Origin of the sequence: Paenibacillus sp. FSL H7-0350, assembly GCF_038593195.1 — a bacterium.
Lineage (GTDB): Bacteria > Bacillota > Bacilli > Paenibacillales > Paenibacillaceae > Paenibacillus_AQ.
In genome coordinates this window covers 2,051,477-2,072,755 of the sequence record NZ_CP151972.1, presented here as the reverse complement: position 1 = coordinate 2,072,755, position 21,279 = coordinate 2,051,477, and the positions used below count along the sequence as shown (strand labels likewise).

Here is a 21,279-nt window from a genome sequence, read left to right as displayed (position 1 = left end):
TAGCTGCTGGAGGTATTGGAGATAGTCCGGTTGGTGGCGTGGAGTGCGCCGGGTGGGCTGGAGGCAGGAATGAGAGGGATAAATCCCTCTGAGTCGGCTGAAAGTGGGCTGGAAGCGGGAGTGAGAGGGATAAATCCCTTTGAGTTCGCTGAAAGTAGGCTGGATGCGGGAATGAGAGGGATAAATCCCCTTGAATTGACTGGAAGTAGGCTAGACGCTGGAATAAGAGGGATAAATCCCTCTAAGTTGACTGGAAGTAAACTAGATGAGCTAGTGGAGATGGGCTAGGTGAGCGAATGAGGAGCACAAGTGCCCCTGAATTTGCTGAAAGTGAGCCAGATGAGCGAATGAGGAGCACAAATGCACCTGAATTTGCTGAAAGTGAGCCAGGTGAGCGAATGAGGAGCACAAGTGCACCTGAATTTGCCGAAAGTTGGCTAGGTGAGCGAATGAGGAGCACAAGTGCCCCTGAATTTGCTGAAAGTGAGCCAGATGAGCGAATGAGGAGCACAAGTGCCCCTGAATTTGCCGAAAGTTGGCTAGACGAGCGAATGAGGAGCACAAGTGCCCCTGAATTTGCTGAAAGTGAGCCAGATGAGCGAATGAGGAGCACAAGTGCCCCTGAATTTGCTGAAAGTGGGCTAGGTGAGCGAATGAGGAGCACAAGTGCCCCTGAATTTGCTGAAAGTGGGCTAGGTGAGCGAATGAGGAGCACAAGTGCCCCTGAATTTGCTGAAAGTGAGCCAGATGAGCGAATGAGGAGCATAAGTGCCCCTGATCTCAGCCCGCTCCCCCCCACTTTTTGCCCGCTTAATAACACGTGTTATAACTAAGGAGGAGAACGATTATGTTCTGGACAGAAGAGAAGCTTGGTGCGCGGTTGAGAGAGCTGGAGAGTTACAGGTACCGTGAGGGGATTACACTTGAGGAATGGCAGGTTACTGAGGATCTGGAGGGGGCCAACGGTGCTTATCCGCCCGTACTTGACGGAGACAGGAAGCTGCGGACCGGGGAGCATTGGACCGGCTATGATGCCTATCTGTGGCTGCACCGCAAGGTAACCGTACCTGCCGAATGGCAGGGAAAACGTGTTGTCGGGTTGTTCGATTTTGGGCGCACCGGCGGAGGCAATAACGGCGGGTTCGAATCGCTGCTGTACCTGGACGGGAAGCCTTATCAGGGGGTGGACTCCAACCATCAGGAGGTATTCCTGGAAGACGGCGCGGCCGGCCGGGAGCTGGAGCTCACGTTCCGCTTATGGTCGGGACTGAACGGTGACGGTCAGCTGATCCCTCAGGAGCACAAGATCATGCGGGCGGAGCTGGCCTATCTGGATGAGTCCACTGACAATCTCTATTATACCGGCCGGGCTGCGCTGGGTACGATCAAGCAGCTACAAGACAGCCAGATTCAGAAACATGAGCTGCTAACCGCCTTGAACAAGGCCTTCAACCTGCTGGACTGGTCCAGACCCGGAAGCGCCGCATTCTATGCTTCAGTCCAGGAGGCGGAAGCGCTGCTTCAAGAGGCGCTCGCCCGAATGGAGCAGGAGCATCCGGTAACGGTGACCGCCATCGGCCATACACATATCGATGTGGCCTGGTTATGGCGGCTTACCCACACCCGGGAGAAAGCAGCCCGTTCCTTCTCTACCGTACTGCGGCTGATGAAGCAGTTCCCGGAGTACATTTTTTTGCAGACGCAGCCTCAGCTCTATGCGTATATCAAGCAGGACTACCCGGAGATCTATCAGGAGATTAAGGAGCGTGTGGAAGAGGGCCGCTGGGAAGCCGGAGGGGCAATGTGGCTGGAAGCGGATTGTAATCTGACGAGCGGCGAGTCGCTGGTGCGGCAGATTTTGTACGGGACCAAGTTTTTCCGAGAAGAGTTCGGGGTGGATTGCAAATACTTATGGTTGCCGGATGTGTTCGGGTATAGCTGGGCGCTGCCGCAGATTCTGCGCAAGTCAGGGATTGATACCTTCATGACCACCAAGATCAGCTGGAGCCAGTACAACCGGATGCCGCATGATACGTTCCAGTGGAGAGGGATTGACGGCAGCGAAGTGCTGACCCACTTCATCACGACGCCGGAGGGCCCGGAATCGGGTGCTTGGTATTACACTTATAACGGTCTGATCGAGCCGTTCTCTGTGCAGGGAATTTGGGAACAGTACCGGGACAAGAACCTGAACCGTGAGCTGCTGTTGTCCTATGGTTACGGAGACGGGGGCGGCGGTGTCAACCGCGAGATGCTGGAGATGCGGCGGCGGCTGGATACGATGCCAGGTCTTCCGCAGGTGAAGACGGGCCGGGCAGCGGAATACTTCGAGCGGCTTCATGAGACGATAGATGCTACGGAGGAGTATGTGCATACCTGGGATGGGGAGCTATACCTGGAGTACCACCGGGGAACCTATACAAGCCAAGCTTATAATAAAAAAATGAACCGCAAACTAGAGCTTCTATACCGTGAAGCGGAATGGCTGCAGATGCTCTGGGCGGCGGAGAGCGGCGGATTCAGCCAGTATCCGGCGGGCTCGCTCCTCGAAGGCTGGCAGATCATTCTGCGTAATCAGTTCCACGATATTATTCCCGGCTCCTCGATTCATGAGGTGTATCAGGATTCCCGGGTGGAATATGCCGAAGCAGAGCAGCTTGGCCTGGCGGCGCGGGCGGCGGCTGTGGAGGGACTCGTCGGCTTAACTCCTGCGCCTGCTGAGGATTCATCTGCGGCGCAATCCGGTCTCGCATCTGTCCCTGCCGAGGATTCTTCTGCCGTGCATGTCGGCCTTCCTCCGGCGTCTGCCGAGGGTTCGCTTGCGGCACATGACGCTCTCCCGCCTGCGGCGCAAGCTGACCTCCCACCGGCGAAAACTCCGGTGCAGACAGAATATACGCTCTTTAACAGCGCATTCTACACCGCTCCCCGGCTTGCAACCGTGCCACATGATGCCGAGAATGCTGTCTGGACAGATGCCGAAGGTAACCGGCTGACTGCCCAGCGCTCCGGCGGGCAGTGGCTGGTGGAGACGGCGGCGGTTCCGGCGATGGGCAGTGCAGTGATTGTTGCCGCTGAGCCTGGCGGTTCCGAAGCCGCTCAGCCAGAACCCACCGTTCCTTTCCGCTGGCAGGATTCCACACTAACCACTCCTTATTATATTCTGGAGTGGAATGCATCTGGACAGCTCAGCCGGATCTTCGACCGCAGCGCAGAACGTGAGGTGCTGGCAACGGGCGAATGCGGCAATGTGCTGCAGGTCTTCGAGGATAAGCCCAAGATGTTCGATGCCTGGGATATCGATCTGTTCTACCAGGAGAAGATGCGGATCATCAGCGATCTGCGCTCTGTCAAGCTGACCGAGTGTGGGCCACTTCAGGCGGTGCTGGAATTCGTCTGGAGCTACATGGATTCCACCATTGTCCAGAAGGTTAAGGTCTATGCCGGAAGCGCGCGGATTGATTTCGAGACCTATGTAGACTGGCATGAGCAGCAGCAGCTGCTGAAGGCGGCCTTCCCTGTGGCTGTGCGGGCTACGGAAGCGACCTATGATATCCAGTTCGGCAATGTGAAGCGGCCGACTCACTGGAATACAAGCTGGGATTATGCGCGATTCGAGAGCGTGGGTCATCAGTGGGCCGATCTGTCGGAGCGGGGCTACGGGGTCAGCCTGCTGAACGACTGCAAATACGGCTATGACATCAAGGATCATACGATGCGGCTGTCGCTGATCAAATCGGCAACCAGCCCGGACCGGCTGGCGGATCAGGGCGAGCACAGCTTTACGTATGCCCTGCTTCCGCATGAAGGGGATTGGGTGGCTGCGGGCACGGTACAGGAAGCGTGGGCGCTGAACCAGCCGCTTCTGGCCGTGGAAGGCGCCTACACCGCCGGAGCCGGCAAATCCCTGATCACCTGCGATGCCCCGAACATTGCGATCGATGCCGTGAAGCTGGCGGAAGACGGCAGCGGCTGTATTGTCCGGCTGCATGAGTTCACCGGAACACGCTGCACGGCGAATGTCAGCAGCGATTATGCGGTCTCCTCCTGGCAGCTGCGCGATCTGATGGAGCGGCCTCTGGAGGCTGAGACGGTGGATGGACCCGCTATAAGGCTTGATTTCAAGCCTTATGAGATCCATACGGTTCATGTAGCTTTTCCTAATGCTTAAGCCGGATCTGCCCGCCCAGGCAGGTTAATGCACATCTAAAAGACCGTCATTCCGGCAGGGGGAGTTTTCACACACCCTGCCGGAATTGGCGGCCTTTTTATTAATACTGTTCCTGTACACTTACATCAGCTTAATCAGTTCTTCCAGCTCAGCAACCAGACTTTTGGCAAGCTCGAAATTGTTATCCTTCAGCGCCAGTTCTACCCGGGTTTCGGCTGCTTTCTTCTTCTGCTCCAGCTCCAGATAATCTTTATCGAAATGCCGGGCATAGATCATCTTCTTGAATTTCTTGATCGTCATCTTGCGGACCGTTTTATCGTCAATAATCAGTACATAGTCCATCCCGTTAACCACGGAATAGAAGTCATGCGAGATCATAAGAATCGCGCCCTTGTACTCCTGGATGGCTTGGTCCAGAGCGATTTGCGTGTAGGTGTCCAGATGGCTGGTCGGCTCATCGAGCAGCAGGACATTGGCCTTCAGGGCAGACACTTTGGCCAGTTGGAGCAGATTTTTTTCGCCGCCGGACAGGGATTCTATTCTCTGGTTCACGATCTCGCCTTCAAAGCCGTAGCCTGCCAGATGGGAACGGATCTCATCATACGTAGCCATTCCGGCCTCGATGAATTCTTCGAGCAGGGTGCTCGCATCCGTCAGCACTTCACCTTGAAGCTGGGACAGATAAGCTACCGTAGCCTCCGGGCTCAGAGTTATAGAGTCGTGCTGGCCCCGCGCGATATCGCGCAGCAGGGTTGTTTTGCCGGTACCGTTCGGACCGATCAGGGCGACTTTATCACCAGCATTCATCTCGAAGCTAACCTTGTCCAGCAGCAGCTCATCGAAGGCCGCCCGGTACTCTTGAACTGTCACAACAGGAGCATCGGCGTCCTGCAGCTCATGCACCATCCCCAAATGAATCTGCGGCTGCTTAATGTCCACGAACGGCGCTTTGATTCTGCGGGCTTCCAGTCTTTCCTGGAACCTTACTCTCGCTTTCAGTGCTCTCCCTCTGGAGGCTTCTGAATTATACGTGGCGATCGCCCGGAGGTTGTCGATGATGTTCTCGTTGCGCTCAATCTCTTCCTGTTCGGCAAGGGCCAGCTCCTGCAGCTCTATTTTGGTCTGAAGCAGGGAGAGGTTGTATTCCAGATACCGGCCGTCAAACTCTTGAAGCTCCTTATTTTCCAGATGAATAATCTTATTAAAACAATGGTTAAGCAGATAACGGTTGTGCGTAACCACCAGCAGAATTCCCTTATGGGAGTTAATCAGCTGCCGGAGCGCATTGAGGTTCTCGAAGTCCAGGAATACATCCGGTTCATCCATAATCAGGAAGTCAGGACGGTTCAGCATTTCCTTCATGACCTGAACGAGCTTGAATTCCCCGCCGCTCAGCTCGGATACCTTAAGATCCCTGCGCTTCATGAGGTCTGCCAGATTCAGCTTTTTGTGAATGAGGCTCTCGTAATCATCTCCGCCCAAGGCCTCAAAAGCGTCCAGAGCCAGTTGATACTTCTCCAGCAGCGGCTCAATATCCGCCGAGGTCTCCATCTCTGTGCAGATGAGCTGTATTTCCTCCTGTAGCTTAAGGAAGGGTCCGGCTATATATTCAAACACGGTGGTGTCGGCAGACAGGTCCGGCTTGGCGAACTGGCTGACATACCCGATGCTGCAATCAGGCTCCATCTCAATGCTGCCGTCGAACAAATATCTGTCCCGGTCCATCAGGATGTCGATCAGGGTGCTTTTTCCGCTGCCGCTGGTTCCGATAAAAGCGCAATGCTGCGCCTCTTCGAGCGTAAACGAAATGTCAGTGTAGAGCTCTTTTTGCGGGAAGGAGAAGGACAGGTGTTGAACTTTAATCATAGGACTACCTTTCTGTGTAGCTGGAATGGAGTTTACCGTTGATAGCCTAACACTATTTCCTAATAACATCAATCATTCCACGTTAAAGTTGTTCCTCCGGGTTCACCGCTTTCATCTGTTTCCTTCCCGGTGTTTGTCGGTAGATCCCCGGTGTTGTGCCGATGATCCGCTTGAAAACCAGATTGAACGTTGACGGATCGCGGTAGCCTACCTGCTCTGCAATGAGGTGAACAGGCGACTTGGGCTGCTGGACCAGCAGCAGACAGCTTTTCTGAATCCGGACGTTCTGCAGGTACCGGTAGAAGGTCTGCCCGGTATGCGCCTTGAACAGCCGCTGAAGATGCCGTTCACTCCAGTCGAAGCTGCGTGACAGATGCGTCAGGGTAATCTCCTGCACATAGTTCAGGTGGACGTAATTCAGAATCTGCAAAAATTGCGTCTGCTTGCCCAGCGGAAACTGAATCTCGTCATGCTCCAGCCTGTAGATACTGATCAGAAGTTGAATGAACAGGGTCAGCAAATAGCTGTCGGAGCCGCTCTGCGGCAGGTGAAACTCACGGTGAAGCGCCAGAAACAGGTTCTCTATGGAACCATTCAGATCCGTCAGGGAGAAGGAATGCAGACGGTGTTCTCTGATCTGCTCCAGGTAGGAGGCGATCGGCGGGTCTTGAATCACGGAGGCAAGCCGGTCCAGTAGCTCCGGTTTAAACAAACAATTGTACACGACGAGCGGCTCACGCAGAGAGCTGGGTGATGACGGACGGAAGACATGAGACACGCCGACAGGAATGAAGTGCAGCTGGCCCTTGCCGGTCGGGTGAGCCTTCTGGCCGATATAATGAAATCCTTTGCCCTCGGCTACGAAGGTCAGCTCTATGAAGTCATGGGAGTGAAGTGGAAGATCATAGGCCTCGTTAGCGCGGTTCACATATAACAGGAGATTGCCCCGGAAGAAATACTCCCCTTTTAGCGTATGGTTGGCCGAATCCATCAGTTCCCTCCTCCAGATGGCAGAAAGTCCTTTTTACCCCGGTGAAATGTCCATATTGCAGGTCATGCAAACCACGCGGAATCCTATAATTGTAATAGAAAGCGCATCATATATACAGGATTAATCCTATAAAGGTGAGGTGTATTCAATGATAGCTATCCAAAAACCGCGAGTGGAGTACCAGGAGAATCCGCTGGGGCTGGATATTCGTAATCCAAGAATCAGCTGGCAGGTGAGTGCGGATGAGCGGGATGTGAGGCAGCAGGCGTATCAATTACAGGTGGCAGGCGCGGCGGATTTCGGGAGCGTATGGTGGGATTCGGGCAGAGTGGAGTCCGGGGACTCCCTTCACATTGAGCTGAAGGAGCTGGAGCTGCAGTCCAGGACGCGTTATTATTACCGGGTGAAAATATGGGATCAGCACCATCGTCCCACAGAGTGGTCCGGGGCGGCCTGGTGGGAGATGGGGCTGCTCTCGCCGGAGGAGTGGACTGCAGAATGGATTACGGCTCCGCTGGCCTGCCTTGCGGAAGAAGCAGAGCAAAGCCCGCTGCTGCGCGGAAGCTTCCATGTGGACCGGCCGGTCGCCCGCGCCAGAATCTATGTGACCAGTCTCGGGTTGTATGAGCTGGAGCTGAACGGAGTGCGGGTAGGCGATACTTATCTCAATCCCGGGTGGACCAGTTACAGCCAGCGTCTGCAATACCAGACATATGATGTGACCCCGCTGCTTAACCTTGGGGACAATGCGGCTGGTGCCTGGCTCGGGAACGGCTGGTACAAAGGAATTCTAGGCTGGGAGCACAGGAAGTATATCTATGGCAGCCGTACAGCGCTGCTGATGCAGCTTCATCTCACCTTTGAGGACGGCACGGAGCAGATCATAGGAACCGGCCCGCAGTGGAAGGTGATGCCCGGCCCGCTGCAGATGTCGGAGCTGTATCACGGGGAGACCTATGACGCCCGGCTGGTGCAGCGCGGCTTCAGCACGCCGGGGTATGACGACACGCTGTGGACACCGGCGGAGATTCTTCCGTATACCAAGAAAATTCTGCTTGCGCAGGAGAATGATCCGGTCCGGGCAGTCCAGGAATTGGCTCCTGTGGCCCTCATCCGCACTCCGGCGGGGGAGATGGTGCTCGATATGGGCCAGAATATGGTCGGCTGGCTGCGGTTCACCGTAGAAGGCGCGGCGGGACAGGAATATCAGCTGCGGCATTTCGAGGTGCTGGACCAGGGGGGCAATGTGTATACAGAGAACCTGCGGGCAGCCCGGCAGACTGTTACTTATATCGCCGGCAGCGGGGGCCGGGAGAGCTTCCAGCCGCGTTTTACCTTCCAGGGCTTCCGGTATGTGCAACTGATCGGGTTCCCGGACCCGCTGGATCTGCAGGACTTCACAGGCGTGGTGCTGCATTCGGATATGGAGCCGACGGGCACCTTTACCTGTTCCAATGCACTGCTGAATCAGCTCCAGCACAACATCCTGTGGGGGCAAAAGGGCAATTTCGTCGATGTGCCGACCGACTGCCCCCAGCGCGATGAACGGCTCGGGTGGACCGGAGACGCGCAGATGTTCATCCGCACCTCGGCGTATCTGATGAATGTGGCACCTTTTTTCAGCAAATGGCTGAGGGATCTGTCTGCCGATCAGCGGGAGGATGGAGGAGTTCCTTACGTGATTCCGCATGTATTGGGGGAGGAGGCACATTCCTCTGCGGCGTGGGGAGATGCGGCGGTCATCTGTCCGTGGACGATCTACCAGTGTTATGGCGATAAGCGGATTCTGGAGCAGCAGTACAGCAGTATGCAGGGCTGGGTGGAGTATATCCGCCGCCAGGGGACTAATGAGTTCCTGTGGAATACCGGCGACCATTTCGGAGATTGGCTGGGTCTGGATGCCAAGGCAGACAGTCTTGTGGGTGCTACGGACCGGAATTATATCGCAACGGCCTTCTATGCCTATTCGGTTCAGCTGATGGAGAAGACGGCGAAGGTGCTGGGCCGGACCGAAGATGTGGAGAAATACTCGCAGCTTCATCACCGGATCAAGGATGCGTTCAACCAAGCGTATATTCTACCAGCGGGGCAGGAAGCTACGGCTACCCAAACAGCCTGTGTGCTGGCGTTAATGTTCGGACTAGTGGAGGGGAATGCAAAGGACCGCACGCTAGCGAGACTTATCGGGCTGCTGGAAGCGAGCGGGTATCACCTTACGACAGGCTTCGTCGGAACGCCTTATCTGAATTTGGTGCTGGCGGATGGGGGCCGTTATGACGCTGCCTACAAGCTCTTACTACAGACGGATTACCCATCCTGGCTGTACCAGATTACCCGCGGGGCCACTACGATCTGGGAGCATTGGGACGGGATTAAGGAGGACGGCAGCTTTTGGAGCAAGGATATGAATTCCTTCAACCACTATGCTTACGGGGCGGTAGGGGACTTCCTGTACCGCTATGTGGCCGGGATCGGGCAGACAGAGGAAGGGCCGGGCTATAAGCAGTTTCTGATCCAGCCACATCCGGGAGGCGGACTGACCTCGGCTGCTGCCGGACTGGAGTCGATGTACGGAATGATCCGCTCTGAATGGAAGATAGATTCCGGGAAAATGGGGCTGACCGCCGTGGTTCCGCCGAATACTTCGGCTACGGTGCTGTTGCCGGACGCCTTGCTGGCGGAGGTGTCGGAGACAGGCATGGCGGCTGGACAGCCGCTTGAGCAAGCCTCCGGTATTCATTCCGCTGAGCAGCTGGCACGGGCGGTGAAGGTTACGCTCGGCTCCGGGGAATACAGATTCCAGTACCCTTTGCGGAAGTAAGCGGATTGTAGCCGGGGCTATTTCAGCCACTGATAATACTGCGATGCAGGGCCCTCGGGAGTATAGGGCTCTGTTTTTTGTTGCAATCTCCCCACATAAGGGCTATCATAGATAAATAAAGTCTGTAATTTCAGACATAGTCCTTATGTAAGGTGGAATAAGACATGAAATACTCCAAAGCAACGAACTACGCCCTGCACACAATGCTGTTTCTGGTGGCGCACACTCCCGATAAGCCAATGGGCGTGCAGCAGCTTGCCAAGCGGCAGAATGTATCGCCAACGTATTTGTCCAAGATTCTAACCAAGCTGGTGAAGGCCGGGCTTATCGAATCCGCATCTGGGGCCAATGGCGGGTATCGTCTGCGGCGCAAGGGGGACGAAATCTCGTTCCTGGATATCATCCATGCCATTGAAGGCACGGCATCGCTGTTCGACTGCACCCTGGACCATCCCAGTGAGTGTCTGATTCAGCAGGAGATGGTTAAGGCTGAAGGGCAGATGGAGGATTATCTGCGTAACAAAATGATGTCCGAGCTTGCCGAGAAGATGCTGGCCAGCCATTAAGCTGTGGCATCATGCTGTCGCATACTGTGTGCTGCTATTTCCCGCTGCAACGGATACCGTCCCTTCAGGGGCGGTATAGCCGTTGTAACTTAGCGGGTATTATAGATATTCAAAATCTTTTAAGTCTTCGTAATTGTCGTGTGATGAATACATTCAGAGAGGATGAATTAGTAATGAATAACGGATTATTCGATGCAAGCGTATGGGAGAAGGCTTGGAAGGAAGATCCCAAGGCGATGGCTAACAAGTTCAAAGCGATGGGTATGAACCCGCACACGAGCTTCGATCATAAAGCGGATGTGTTCAATGAAGAGGTATTCAGCAGTGCCGGGCGGGACCGGAGCGAGCGGATTATCGGCTGGATGGAAGGCCAGGGCGTGGACTTTAAAGGGTTGACTGTTCTCGATGTAGGCGCGGCTTCGGGCGGGTTCACAGTTCCTTTTATCGAGCGGGGGGCCAAGGTTACAGCAGTAGAGCCTAATGTTCCGTTAGCGGAGCTGTTTCTGAAGAACACTGCCGGAGCGGCTCCGGGTCAGGTGGAGCTGGTGCATGAAGCGTTCGAGAATATCGATATTGCGTCACGCGGCTGGCTGGGTGCCTTCGATCTGGTCTTCGTGTCCATGTGTCCGGCGGTGTTCGACTGGGAGAGCACGGAGAAGGTGATCAGCTGTGCCCGGCAATACTGCTATATCAGCACCTCGGCAGGTGTGCAGGAGCATAGTCTGATGAATGAAGTGCTGCCGCTGCTGACGGGCCGGGAGGTTCATGCGGAGTCTTCGGATATGGCTTATCTGACTCAATTATTATATTTGAAGGGCTATTCCTATGAGACGATTATTACCCGCGAAGCGAAAAGCAAGGAGCTGACCTTGGAAGCAGCAGCCGCTGAGGTGATGGAAATGCTGCCGCTGCATCATCTGGACGGGGGAGAGGCTACCCGCAAGGTAGTTACAGACTATCTGCACACGGCCTACCCGCAGCAGCAAGTCGTTGTCCGCCAAGGCGGGCGGTTCGGCAAAGTGCTGATTAAGCTGCAAGACCTGAATATGTACAGCCGGGCCGCTGCCGGAACGTCCGGGAAATCTGCCGATTCTGTGAAGCGTTGAACCGGAGCGCGCCATCCCCTGCACATGAGATTGTCTTTCCCGGGAAAGATGCTATCATAGAGAATAGGTCCCTGCGCGGGATCTATTTTCTTATATAGGAGGACTGAGGGCTATGAGCAGGAACAAGCGTATTTTCGAGCATGACCTGATGAAGAAGGTAGGTGAAATCTACTATGAGCCATAGTCTCAGAACAGTTTCCTTGCGCAAGGAGCTGGTGCAGCAACTGGTCTATCTTGATGAGCATAAATTCTCCATTCTGGACAGGGGAACATGGGAGTCACCGGCTGAGCGGTCAGAGGTACAGGCGATGATCAAAAGCTATCAGGAGACGGTGGAGCGGATTCTGTCCGGTGACAACGATGCGCTAGAACGTTCTATGGTGCTGGTCGGTTCCCGGGTGTCGTTGCGTATCGGGCAGGAGACGCTGAAGGATATGTACCGGATTGTAATTCCTGGTGAAGCTGAGCTGGATGAATTCTGCATTTCCCTCTGGTCGCCTATGGGCAGAGGGCTGATTCTGGCGTGTCCGGGCGAGACGGTAACGATTCAGACCCCATTCGGCAGCGACGAAGTCCTGATTCTTGATAACAGGTACGAGTGAAGCCGATTGCTGACAAAAAAGAGGCGTCCCTGATCATCCTGCGATGATGGGGGACGCCTCTTTGTCTTCGGCCTTATTGCTGCGGCCGGGAGTTACAGTTCTTCGATTTCCTGCAGCCAGAGCGCGGCAGAAGCATCGCTTGGCATACGCCAGTCGCCGCGCGGCGAGAGGCTGACCGTACCGACCTTCGGTCCGTCCGGCAGGCAGGAGCGCTTGAACTGCTGGGTGAAGAAGCGGGTGACGAACACCTTCAGCCAGGCGGTCAGCTGCTCCTTGGGATAAGCACCGCCGAAGGCGTGCTGGGCGAGATAGAGCATTTTGCCGGGAGAAGCGCCATTACGCAGCATGTAATAGAGGAAGAAGTCATGCACAATGTAAGGCCCCAGGATATTCTCGGTCAGCTGGACAATCTCTCCGGTTGCAGAAGGCGGAAGGAGTTCCGGGCTGATTCCGGTCTCGATTATGCTATAGAGGTACTTGTTCACCGTCTCGTCTGCTTCATGGTCCGCATACCAGGCGACAACATATTGGATCAGCGTCTTCGGAATGCCCGAATTCACGCTGTACATCGACATATGGTCGCCGTTATAGGTACACCAGCCCAGCGCAAGCTCGGACAGGTCGCCTGTACCGATGACAATCCCGCCGTTCTTGTTGGCGAGGTCCATCAGAATCTGGGTGCGCTCGCGGGCTTGTACGTTCTCGTAAGTCAGGTCATGCACCTCGGGGTCGTGGCCGATGTCAGCGAAGTGCTGGAGGCAGGCCGCCTTGATGTCAACGACCTTCATCGTGGCGCCGAGCGCTTTGATCAAGCCTACAGCATTGTCGTAGGTGCGGCTGGTCGTGCCGAAGCCCGGCATCGTGACCGCCAGCACATCGCTGGCCGGACGCCCGAGCAGCTCCATGGCCCGCACGGCAACCAGCAGCGCAAGCGTAGAGTCGAGGCCGCCGGAGATGCCGATCACAGCCTGCTTGGTGCCGATGTGACGGATACGCTTCATCAGGCCGGAGGTCTGGATCGAGAGAATCTCCTGGCACCGTTCGTCCCGCTGGAGCGGATTGCCCGGCACGAACGGGTTGACGCCTACGTTCCGTTTCAGCTCCCGCCGGGTGCCGCTGCTGAGCGGCGCGGCGTAGAGAATCTCGCGGTAATTGCGTCCGCCCTTGCCTGCACGGAACGTTCCCATCACGGTGCGGGAATACTGCAGCCGCGGCAAGTCAATGTCGGCGGTAATCATCCGGCTCTCATGAGTGAAGCGTTCCGATTCGGCCAGCAGCTGGCCGTTCTCCGCGATCAGGGAATGTCCGCCGAAGACAACGTCTGTTGTCGATTCGCCGGTATTGCAGCCGGCATAGACATAACCGGCCACACACGAGGCAGACTGGCCCCCGACCAGCTGGCGGCGGTAATCGGCCTTGCCGACCAGCTCGTTGCTGGCCGACGGGTTGAACAGCAGCGTCGCCCCGGCTTGGGCCAGCAGGCTGCTTGGCGGCACCGGCACCCAGAGATCCTCGCAGATCTCCACACCGAACGACAGATTTCCGTCACTCTCACAGGCAAAAATCAAATCATTGCCCACCGGCACCACCGATCCGCCGATCCGCAGCTCGGACACCTCCAGCTCCTCGGCTCCCGCGAACCAGCGCGGCTCGTAGAATTCACTGTATCCGGGAATGCAGGTCTTGACCACAATCCCGAGAATCCGGCCCTGCTGTAGGACAGCGGCACAGTTAAACAGCCTGCTCTTGATGGAGACCGGCAGACCGGCAATAATAATCATCCGGTGCTCTGCCGTCGCGGCCGTAATCCGCAGCAGCGCCTGCATCGCGGATTCCAGCAGCCTGGGCTGGAGGAACAGATCCGCACAGCTGTAGCCGGTGATGCACAGCTCCGGGAGTACCAGGTACTCCACCTCCTGGGTGCTGGCTGTATTGATGGCTTCAATAATCTGGTCTGCATTGAATACGCAGTCAGCCACCCGGAGTTCCGGGGAAGCGGCGGCGACTCTTGCGAATCCGTAATTCTGCATTCATTTCACCTGTCCTTTACTGTCCTGTAGTTGAAGTACCTACCCTAATAATTGTACCCATCAATCGGCACCGGTAACAAGGCCTGGCGGGGTCTCTTTCTCAAAGCCATAATCCCGTTCAACCTTGCACACCCTCGTTTTATAAGTCAGGTACCATTCCCCGATTCCTTTGCTTTGGGCGACCAGATGCCGCTCATTCTGTTTCCATTGCCGTATGGCTTCAGGAGAATCCCAATAGGATACAGTGATCCCGAGGCCCTCCCTGGCGCTCTCCATTCCGAGGAATCCAGGCTGGGCGGCGGCGAGCTGGGCCATTTCCTCTGCCATTTCCGCATAGTGGTGATCACCGTCCGTTCGTTCCGATGTAAAAATGACTGCATAATAAGGCGGTGCGGGGGTGTTCACAATCCTGCTCATCAGGGTTCCTCCAGTGTCTAGATATAAATTTCCTATCCATACTACCTCTATTATGAATCTGTTGTATAGGGGTATGGGGGCTGAATACAGCAGCGCAGCCAATCCTCTTGGGCAGAGCGCTGTGATATAGGAGGCGCGCTGAAAGACTTCATTTGCGGACAAGACGGTAATACGTTAGAGTTTGGTAGAGAAGAGAGGAAGGGAGCAACCCATCATGCCATTAGCAGGCCAAGAACTGATCGAAGAAATCCGCAGCACTGAGGTGCCTTACGGCTGCCTGGCGGTCTGGTTCCTCGGACAAGCCAGCATTATTGTCAAGGGGGCGGGGGTGACCGTCTATATTGATCCATATGTATCCCCGAACCCGGACCGCACTTTCCCGCCGCCGGTAGGGCCTGGAGAGATTACGAATATGGAGGTCTGCCTGATTACCCACGACCATTCAGATCATCTGGATGAGGAGGCCCTCCCCGTGCTTGCCGGACTGAATCCGCAGGCGCAGTTCATGGCCCCGGCGGTCTGCCTGGAGCGTCTGCAGGCGCTGGGCATCCGCAAGGAGCAGTTGACTGCTGCCTTGCCTGCCAGTGAAACAGAGCCTGCAAGCGGGCTGAAGGTCATACCCGTTGCAGCGGCGCACGAACAGCCCGAACGCGATGAACAGGGTCATCCTAAGTACGTTGGCTACATTCTGGAGCTTAACGGGGTGACGCTTTATCATGCCGGGGATACCGTGCTGTTCCCTGAGCTGATTGAGGAGGTAGGCAGCCGCAAGATCGATCTGGCGCTGCTGCCGATTAATGGACGCGATTATTACCGGGGCAGCCGCAATATCGTGGGCAATATGAATTACCGGGAAGCGGCGGAGTTCGCGGCGACCTCAGGCTTTGAGACCGTGGTACCGCTGCATTATGACCTGTTCGCCGGCAACGCCGAGAATCCGGGCTATTTCGTAGATCACCTGTACCGCCACTTCCCGGAGCAGAAGTTCCATATGATGGCCAGAGCGGAACGGTTCGTGTACGTGTCGGCGCAGGCTTTTAAGCGTGAACGTTAAGACTTATTGTGAATCAGCAGGGTAGAGCAGGGAGACCTGATATTTGGCAAGGAACTCGATCCATTCCTCGGACGGCCGCTGATCGGTGACGATATAATCGACCTTGTCGAAGCTGAACAGCCGGATGAAGGCGATCCGGTCGAACTTGGAATGGTCAGCCAGCAGGACCACCTTGCTCGCTTGCTGCTGCATCAGCACCTTAAGTTCGGTCTCCGCTTCGTTGGAATCAGAGAGTCCGCCGGTCATGGAGAGTGCCTTGCAGCTGAAAATCGCCACATCCACATTATATTTCAGAATGGTCTGCGAGGCCGTAGGCCCTACGAAAGAGCTGGTCTCCGGTCCGAGCAGGCCCCCCGTGGAGATGAGTTTTTGCCCGGAATGCTGGAATTCTGACAATACCGCCAGGGAATTGGTGATGATTGTCAGATTTTTTTTGTCCTCCACGATTCTCCGTAATCCTTCAAAAGCCGTAGTGCTGGTGTCCGTCATCACACTGTCCCCGTCATTAATCAGCTCCAGCAGCCTTACCGCAATCATCCGCTTCGCTTCAATGTTGACCTGATGCCTGTGCGAGTAGGAAGGGTCCTCGTTGGTGTGAGCGTTCAGAATCGCCCCGCCGTAATTCTTCTTGGCAATACCCTCCTTGTCCAGCCGGTCAAGATCGCGCCGGATCGTCTCCTCCGATACACCAAATTTCTGTGCCAGATCCGCAACATGAACCTTCTTATGCCTGTAGAGCTCATTAATGACCAGATCCCGCCGTTCAAAAGCTTTCATATCATGCCCACCCTTACGTTATGTAGTTAAGTACAGTTTACTATAACCTGCTGCATAACATAAATCCCACAATCACAAACGATTCCACAGTTTATCGCAATTATATCACACAAAACCACACAATAACCAAATTTAAAGTGTGGAATAGTGTTGACTTTGAAGGTGGGTGATTCTATGATGTAGAAGAAATGGAAAGCCTGCGGCGAAAGACAAAAGTGTGCAGACCGCAGAGGCTGTATTTGGTAGCGCTTACTAATCGGAGCTAGCGCTCCAGTGTAATGTTCTCATACTATCAACTTACGATTCCGGGGAGGAACAGCAGTGACAGCAAATTATCCGAAGATTGGAATCCGGCCGACGATTGACGGCAGAAGACGCGGGGTGCGCGAATCGCTGGAGGTACAGACGATGGGCATGGCGCAGCGCGTGGCGGCATTTTTGCAGGAGAATGTAAGGTATCCGGATGGTTCACAGGTGGAGTGTATCATTGCCGATTCTACGATTGGCGGCGTGAAGGAGGCTGCTGCGGCGGCGCAGAAGTTCGCGGGTGCAGGTGTAGGCGTATCCATTACAGTCACCCCGTGCTGGTGCTATGGATCGGAAACGATGGATATGGATGCGACCATCCCGCATGCGGTATGGGGATTCAATGGAACGGAGCGCCCCGGCGCAGTGTATCTGGCGGCAGTTCTGTCTGCTTATGCGCAAAAAGGCATTCCGGCCTTCGGTATCTACGGAGAGGATGTCCAGGAATCCAGCAGCGAGGAAATCCCGGCGGATGTTCAGGTGAAGCTGCTGCAGTTCGCGAGGTCCGCGCTGGCGGCCGCTCTGATGAAGGGGAAGTCCTATCTGTCGATGGGTTCTGTGTCGATGGGAATCGCCGGCTCCATTGTGAACGAGCAGTTCTTCCAGGAATATCTCGGCATGCGCAATGAATATATCGATATGTCTGAATTTGTACGCAGATTGGAGGAAGGGATCTATGATCCCGAGGAGTTCGCGCGGGCGCTGGCCTGGGTGAAGGACAACTGCCGTGTGGGGGCGGATAATAATCCGCAGCATCTGCAGCTCAGTGAAGAGGTTAAGGAAGAGCAGTGGGAGACGGTTGTCTTAATGACGCTGATTGCCCGTGATCTCATGACCGGCAATCCGCAGCTTGCAAAGCTTGGCTTCGAAGAAGAAGCGAGTGGTCACAATGCCCTGCTGGGCGGCTTCCAGGGCCAGCGGCAATGGACCGACCATTTCCCGAACGGCGACTTCATGGAGACGATTCTGAACTCCTCGTTCGACTGGAACGGCAGACGGGCGCCTTACATCGTCGCCACTGAGAATGACAGCCTGAACGGGGTGACGATGCTGTTCAATTATCTGCTGACGAATACGGCGCAGATTTTTGCCGATGTGCGCACCTTCTGGAGTCCGGCGGCCGTGAAGCGCGTGACCGGGTATGAGCTGGAGGGAGCAGCGGCAGGCGGCCTGCTGCATCTGATCAATTCCGGCTCGGCAGCGCTGGACGGCACCGGCGAGCAGAGTATTGACGGCAAGCCGGCAATCAAACCGTTCTGGGACATCACGGATGAAGAGGCGGCTGCCTGTATCGCGCAGACTCAGTTCCGCCCGGCTTCCCAGGAATATTTCCGGGGGGGCGGCTTCTCCACGGACTATCTGACCCGGGGCGGCATGCCGGTCACCATGGCCCGGCTTAATCTGGTCAAGGGGCTGGGGCCTGTCCTCCAGCTGGTAGAGGGCTACACTGTAGAGCTTCCGGCAGAGGTCCATGACACGCTCGACCAGCGCACAGACCCTACCTGGCCGACAACTTGGTTTGCTCCGAACCTGACCGGTCATGGCTCCTTCCAGTCTGTGTACGATGTGATGAACAATTGGGGCGCCAATCACGGGGCGATCAGCTACGGGCATATCGGTGCGGATCTCATTACGCTGGCCTCGATCCTGCGGATACCGGTCAGTATGCATAACGTGGAGGAAGCGCGTATTTTCCGTCCGCGCGTCTGGTCGCTGTTCGGCACGGAGAATCTGGAGAGTGCCGATTACAGAGCCTGCCGCAATTTCGGTCCGCTCTACTAATCCTCCAGGTGAAGAGGTGGGAAGATGACAGAGGCGAAGACGCAAGCTATGGACATAACCGGTGACCCGGAAATCCGGCTGCTGGCTATCGATCTGGGAGCCAGCTCCGGCAGAGTGATGCTGGGAAGCTACAGGGACGGGAAGGTGACGGTGGAGGAGATTCACCGCTTCCCTAACGGGCCGGTAGAGGTGAACGGACATTTGCACTGGGATGTGCAGCGGCTGCTTCAGGAGATCAAGCAAGGGATTGCGGCGGCTGCGGCAAGCTATGGACCGCTGCACTCGCTGAGCGTCGATACCTGGGGAGTCGACTACGGCCTGCTGGATGAGCAGGGTGAACTGCTGGACGTTCCGCATCATTACAGGGATCAGCGGATGACGGACATCGCTTCAGTACTGGAGGCTGCGTTGCCTCCAGCAGAGCAATTCAAGCTGACGGGCAACCAGTCCAGCCCGATTAATACGGTGTATCAATTGTTTGCCGATCTTATGGCGAAGCCGGAGCTGCGGACAACCGCCAGACAGCTGCTGATGATGCCGGATCTGTTCAATTATATGCTCAGCGGCGTGGCCGTGGCCGAGCAGACCATCTGGAGCACCAGCGGCCTGCTGAATCCGCAGTCCACAGCGCCTTCAGCCGAAGTGCTGCGCAGGCTGGAGCTGCCGGCTGCGCTGCTGCCCCGGCTGGTTCCGGCAGGCACGGTGCTGGGGGAGCTCCGGACCACACTCCAGGAAGAGCTGGGCAGCGGCCCGCTCCAGATCATTGCCGGAGCTTCGCATGATACGGCCTCCGCTGTGGCCTCTATTCCTTATGGCGGTTTCGGCTCTAGCTACGCTGAGTCCAGCAATGCCGATTCTGGTTGCGTTGATCCTGGCTGTGGCGATCCAGACCGGATCGACGGATTCAGCGATCCGCTGCCATCCGCTGCATTCATCAGCTGCGGAACCTGGTCGCTGGTCGGCCTGGAGACGGCCGAGCCTGTATTAAGCGATGCCGCCCGGGCCAGCGGCTTCACTAACGAGAGCTGCTTCGGCGGCACCAACCGGCTGCTGAAGAATATCACTGGCCTCTGGCTGCTCCAGGAGACCCAGAGGAGCTGGGCTGAAGCGGGGGAACCGCTCAGCCATCAGGAAGCCACCGAGCTTGCCGGGCAGCTGGACCGGCAGGGTGCGTGCATAGCGGAGCTGGACCCAAACGATCCGCTCTTCAGCACACCGGGCGATATGCCGCTGCGGATTGAATCCTACTGCATCCGCACCGGACAGCCGGTGCCGCAGACCCGGGCAGAGATCATCCGTTCAATACTGGAGAGCCTGGCCCGGTCTTACGCGGATACGATCCGCGAGCTGGAGGCGCTCACCGGCCGTCCGGTGCGCTGCATTCACATGGTCGGCGGCGGCATTCAGAACAAGCTGCTGTGCCAGCTGACGGCAGATGCTACCGGCAAATACGTTATTGCCGGACCGGTAGAAGCGAGCGCGATCGGCAACATTTTGGTGCAATTGACGGCGCTTGGAACTATAGATCCCGCAGAGGTCCGCAGGGTGGCAGCCCGGTCTTGCTCAACGCTCCGGTACCAGCCGTCTTTATCACATCAGAACTGACAAACTTCAAGCAGCAATCAAGCAGCAATCAAGGAGGCAATTATGAATAATCATGAAGAAGAATTACGGCGCCAGATCTGCGATATCGGCCGTAATCTGTTCAACAAGGACTTCATCGCGGCCAACGACGGTAATATCTCAGCCCGCTTGTCGGCCACCGAGGTCATTACTTCGCCCACAGGAGTCAGCAAAGGGTATCTGCAGCCGCATATGCTGGTCAAGGTCAATCTGCAGGGAGAGATCCTGGATGCAGCGGAGGGCTACCGCCCCTCCACGGAGGTGAAAATGCACCTGAAGATTTACAATGAGCTGCCGGAGATGGGCGGGGTGGTTCATGCGCATCCGCCGTATGCTACCGCTTTTGCCATCAAGGGGGAAGCTCTGGACAAAATGATGATGCCGGAATCTGTCATTGCCATGGGCGACATTCCACTGGCGGTATACGGGACGCCTTCGACCGAAGAGATCCCGGATTCGCTGACTCCCTTCCTGGGCAAGAAGACGGCTGTGCTGCTGGAGAGCCACGGAGCCCTGACCTGGGGCAAGGATGTAATGGCTGCTTATATGAATATGGAGCGGCTTGAATATACGGCGAAGCTGACCTTCCTGACCCGCATGATCGGGGGAGAGCGCGAGCTGCCGCCACACCGGATTGAGGAACTTGTGGCTCTGAGATCATTCTACGGAATGTAATGAAGCCGGAGAGGAGACGAAGGCTATGCTCAAAAAAATACCCAAACTGCTCTCCCCCGAGCTTGTCCGCACCCTGATGGAGATGGGCCACGGTGATGAGCTGGTGCTGGCGGATGCCAATTATCCGGGACATGCGCTGCATTCCCGGGTGCTGCGGGCTGACGGGATCGGTATCCCCCGGCTGCTTGACGCGATCCTGGAGCTGCTCCCGCTGGATCATTATGCTCCGGCTCAGGCGGCCTTCATGGCCGTAGTGGAGGGGGACCCCACCGTTCCGGTGATATGGGACACGTACAAGGAGATTCTCACCCGGCATGATCCTGCGGTGCAGGTGGAGTATGAAGAGCGTTTTGACTTCTATGACCGCTCCAAGCACAGCTACGCCATCCTAATTACAGGGGAAGAAGCGCTCTACGGGAATATTATTCTCAAAAAAGGTGTGATTTCCCCCGAGGCCGGGGAATAGCGGCACCAAGCAACGGACCGCCCGGT

At 56.1% G+C, this 21,279-nt stretch carries 16 protein-coding genes; 11 read left to right on the top strand and 5 right to left on the bottom strand.

Features of this window, described 5'->3' with window-relative positions; genetic code table 11:
- The first annotated feature begins 69 nt into the window (after nt 1-69).
- Together NYE24_RS09740 and NYE24_RS09735 are read left to right on the top strand one after the other, a co-directional pair.
- Nucleotides 70-288, top strand: coding sequence for a hypothetical protein (locus NYE24_RS09740; RefSeq protein ID WP_143804213.1), 219 nt, complete (start codon nt 70-72; stop codon nt 286-288).
- Between the two features lie 559 nt (nt 289-847).
- Nucleotides 848-4,171: an alpha-mannosidase gene (locus tag NYE24_RS09735; protein WP_342478547.1), complete on the top strand. Its 3,324-nt coding sequence runs from the start codon at nt 848-850 to the stop codon at nt 4,169-4,171.
- Nucleotides 4,172-4,291: 120 nt separating this feature from the next.
- Here NYE24_RS09735 and NYE24_RS09730 read toward each other — a convergent pair whose 3' ends face one another.
- Together NYE24_RS09730 and NYE24_RS09725 are read right to left on the bottom strand one after the other, a co-directional pair.
- Nucleotides 4,292-6,037, bottom strand: a complete 1,746-nt coding sequence (locus NYE24_RS09730) for an ATP-binding cassette domain-containing protein (protein WP_342478546.1) — start codon at nt 6,035-6,037, stop codon at nt 4,292-4,294.
- A gap of 82 nt (nt 6,038-6,119) precedes the next feature.
- Nucleotides 6,120-7,028 (bottom strand): AraC family transcriptional regulator, encoded by a 909-nt coding sequence (locus NYE24_RS09725; RefSeq protein WP_342478545.1) that lies wholly within the window; start codon nt 7,026-7,028, stop codon nt 6,120-6,122.
- A 148-nt stretch (nt 7,029-7,176) separates the two neighbouring features.
- Here NYE24_RS09725 and NYE24_RS09720 point away from each other — a divergent pair, with 148 nt between their 5' ends.
- From NYE24_RS09720 to NYE24_RS09705, 4 genes are all read left to right on the top strand, one after another.
- On the top strand, nt 7,177-9,849 hold the full coding sequence (locus NYE24_RS09720; RefSeq protein ID WP_342478544.1) for a glycoside hydrolase family 78 protein: 2,673 nt from the start codon (nt 7,177-7,179) through the stop codon (nt 9,847-9,849).
- A gap of 164 nt (nt 9,850-10,013) precedes the next feature.
- Nucleotides 10,014-10,415, top strand: a complete 402-nt coding sequence (locus NYE24_RS09715) for an Rrf2 family transcriptional regulator (protein ID WP_342478543.1) — start codon at nt 10,014-10,016, stop codon at nt 10,413-10,415.
- A 173-nt stretch (nt 10,416-10,588) separates the two neighbouring features.
- The gene (locus tag NYE24_RS09710; RefSeq protein ID WP_051493878.1) at nt 10,589-11,521 is read left to right on the top strand and encodes a methyltransferase domain-containing protein; all 933 of its coding nucleotides are present in this window, start codon (nt 10,589-10,591) and stop codon (nt 11,519-11,521) included.
- A gap of 173 nt (nt 11,522-11,694) precedes the next feature.
- The gene (locus tag NYE24_RS09705; RefSeq protein ID WP_342478542.1) at nt 11,695-12,123 is read left to right on the top strand and encodes a GreA/GreB family elongation factor; all 429 of its coding nucleotides are present in this window, start codon (nt 11,695-11,697) and stop codon (nt 12,121-12,123) included.
- Nucleotides 12,124-12,215: 92 nt separating this feature from the next.
- Here NYE24_RS09705 and NYE24_RS09700 read toward each other — a convergent pair whose 3' ends face one another.
- Entirely contained in the window at nt 12,216-14,153 is a 1,938-nt protein-coding gene (locus tag NYE24_RS09700; RefSeq protein WP_342478541.1) for an NAD(+) synthase, read from the bottom strand.
- Nucleotides 14,154-14,213: 60 nt separating this feature from the next.
- On the bottom strand, nt 14,214-14,570 hold the full coding sequence (locus NYE24_RS09695; protein WP_036698558.1) for an antibiotic biosynthesis monooxygenase: 357 nt from the start codon (nt 14,568-14,570) through the stop codon (nt 14,214-14,216).
- A gap of 214 nt (nt 14,571-14,784) precedes the next feature.
- Here NYE24_RS09695 and NYE24_RS09690 point away from each other — a divergent pair, with 214 nt between their 5' ends.
- On the top strand, nt 14,785-15,624 hold the full coding sequence (locus NYE24_RS09690; RefSeq protein ID WP_083677734.1) for an MBL fold metallo-hydrolase: 840 nt from the start codon (nt 14,785-14,787) through the stop codon (nt 15,622-15,624).
- Between the two features lie 3 nt (nt 15,625-15,627).
- On the opposite strand, the gene NYE24_RS09685 is transcribed toward NYE24_RS09690, so the two are convergent.
- Nucleotides 15,628-16,401, bottom strand: coding sequence for a DeoR/GlpR family DNA-binding transcription regulator (locus tag NYE24_RS09685; RefSeq protein WP_076154461.1), 774 nt, complete (start codon nt 16,399-16,401; stop codon nt 15,628-15,630).
- Between the two features lie 321 nt (nt 16,402-16,722).
- On the opposite strand from NYE24_RS09685, the gene NYE24_RS09680 reads away from it, so the two are divergent.
- Genes NYE24_RS09680 through fucU form a run of 4 tightly spaced genes read left to right on the top strand, consistent with a single transcriptional unit; the run spans nt 16,723 to nt 21,253 of the window.
- Complete coding sequence (locus tag NYE24_RS09680; protein ID WP_083677733.1) at nt 16,723-18,489, top strand: L-fucose isomerase; 1,767 nt, start codon at nt 16,723-16,725, stop codon at nt 18,487-18,489.
- Nucleotides 18,490-18,513: 24 nt separating this feature from the next.
- Entirely contained in the window at nt 18,514-20,094 is a 1,581-nt protein-coding gene (locus NYE24_RS09675) for a rhamnulokinase family protein (protein WP_342478540.1), read from the top strand.
- Between the two features lie 42 nt (nt 20,095-20,136).
- On the top strand, nt 20,137-20,787 hold the full coding sequence (locus NYE24_RS09670) for a class II aldolase/adducin family protein (RefSeq protein WP_036698548.1): 651 nt from the start codon (nt 20,137-20,139) through the stop codon (nt 20,785-20,787).
- Between the two features lie 25 nt (nt 20,788-20,812).
- Nucleotides 20,813-21,253, top strand: a complete 441-nt coding sequence (fucU, locus tag NYE24_RS09665) for an L-fucose mutarotase (protein ID WP_036698546.1) — start codon at nt 20,813-20,815, stop codon at nt 21,251-21,253.
- Nucleotides 21,254-21,279: the final 26 nt, after the last annotated feature.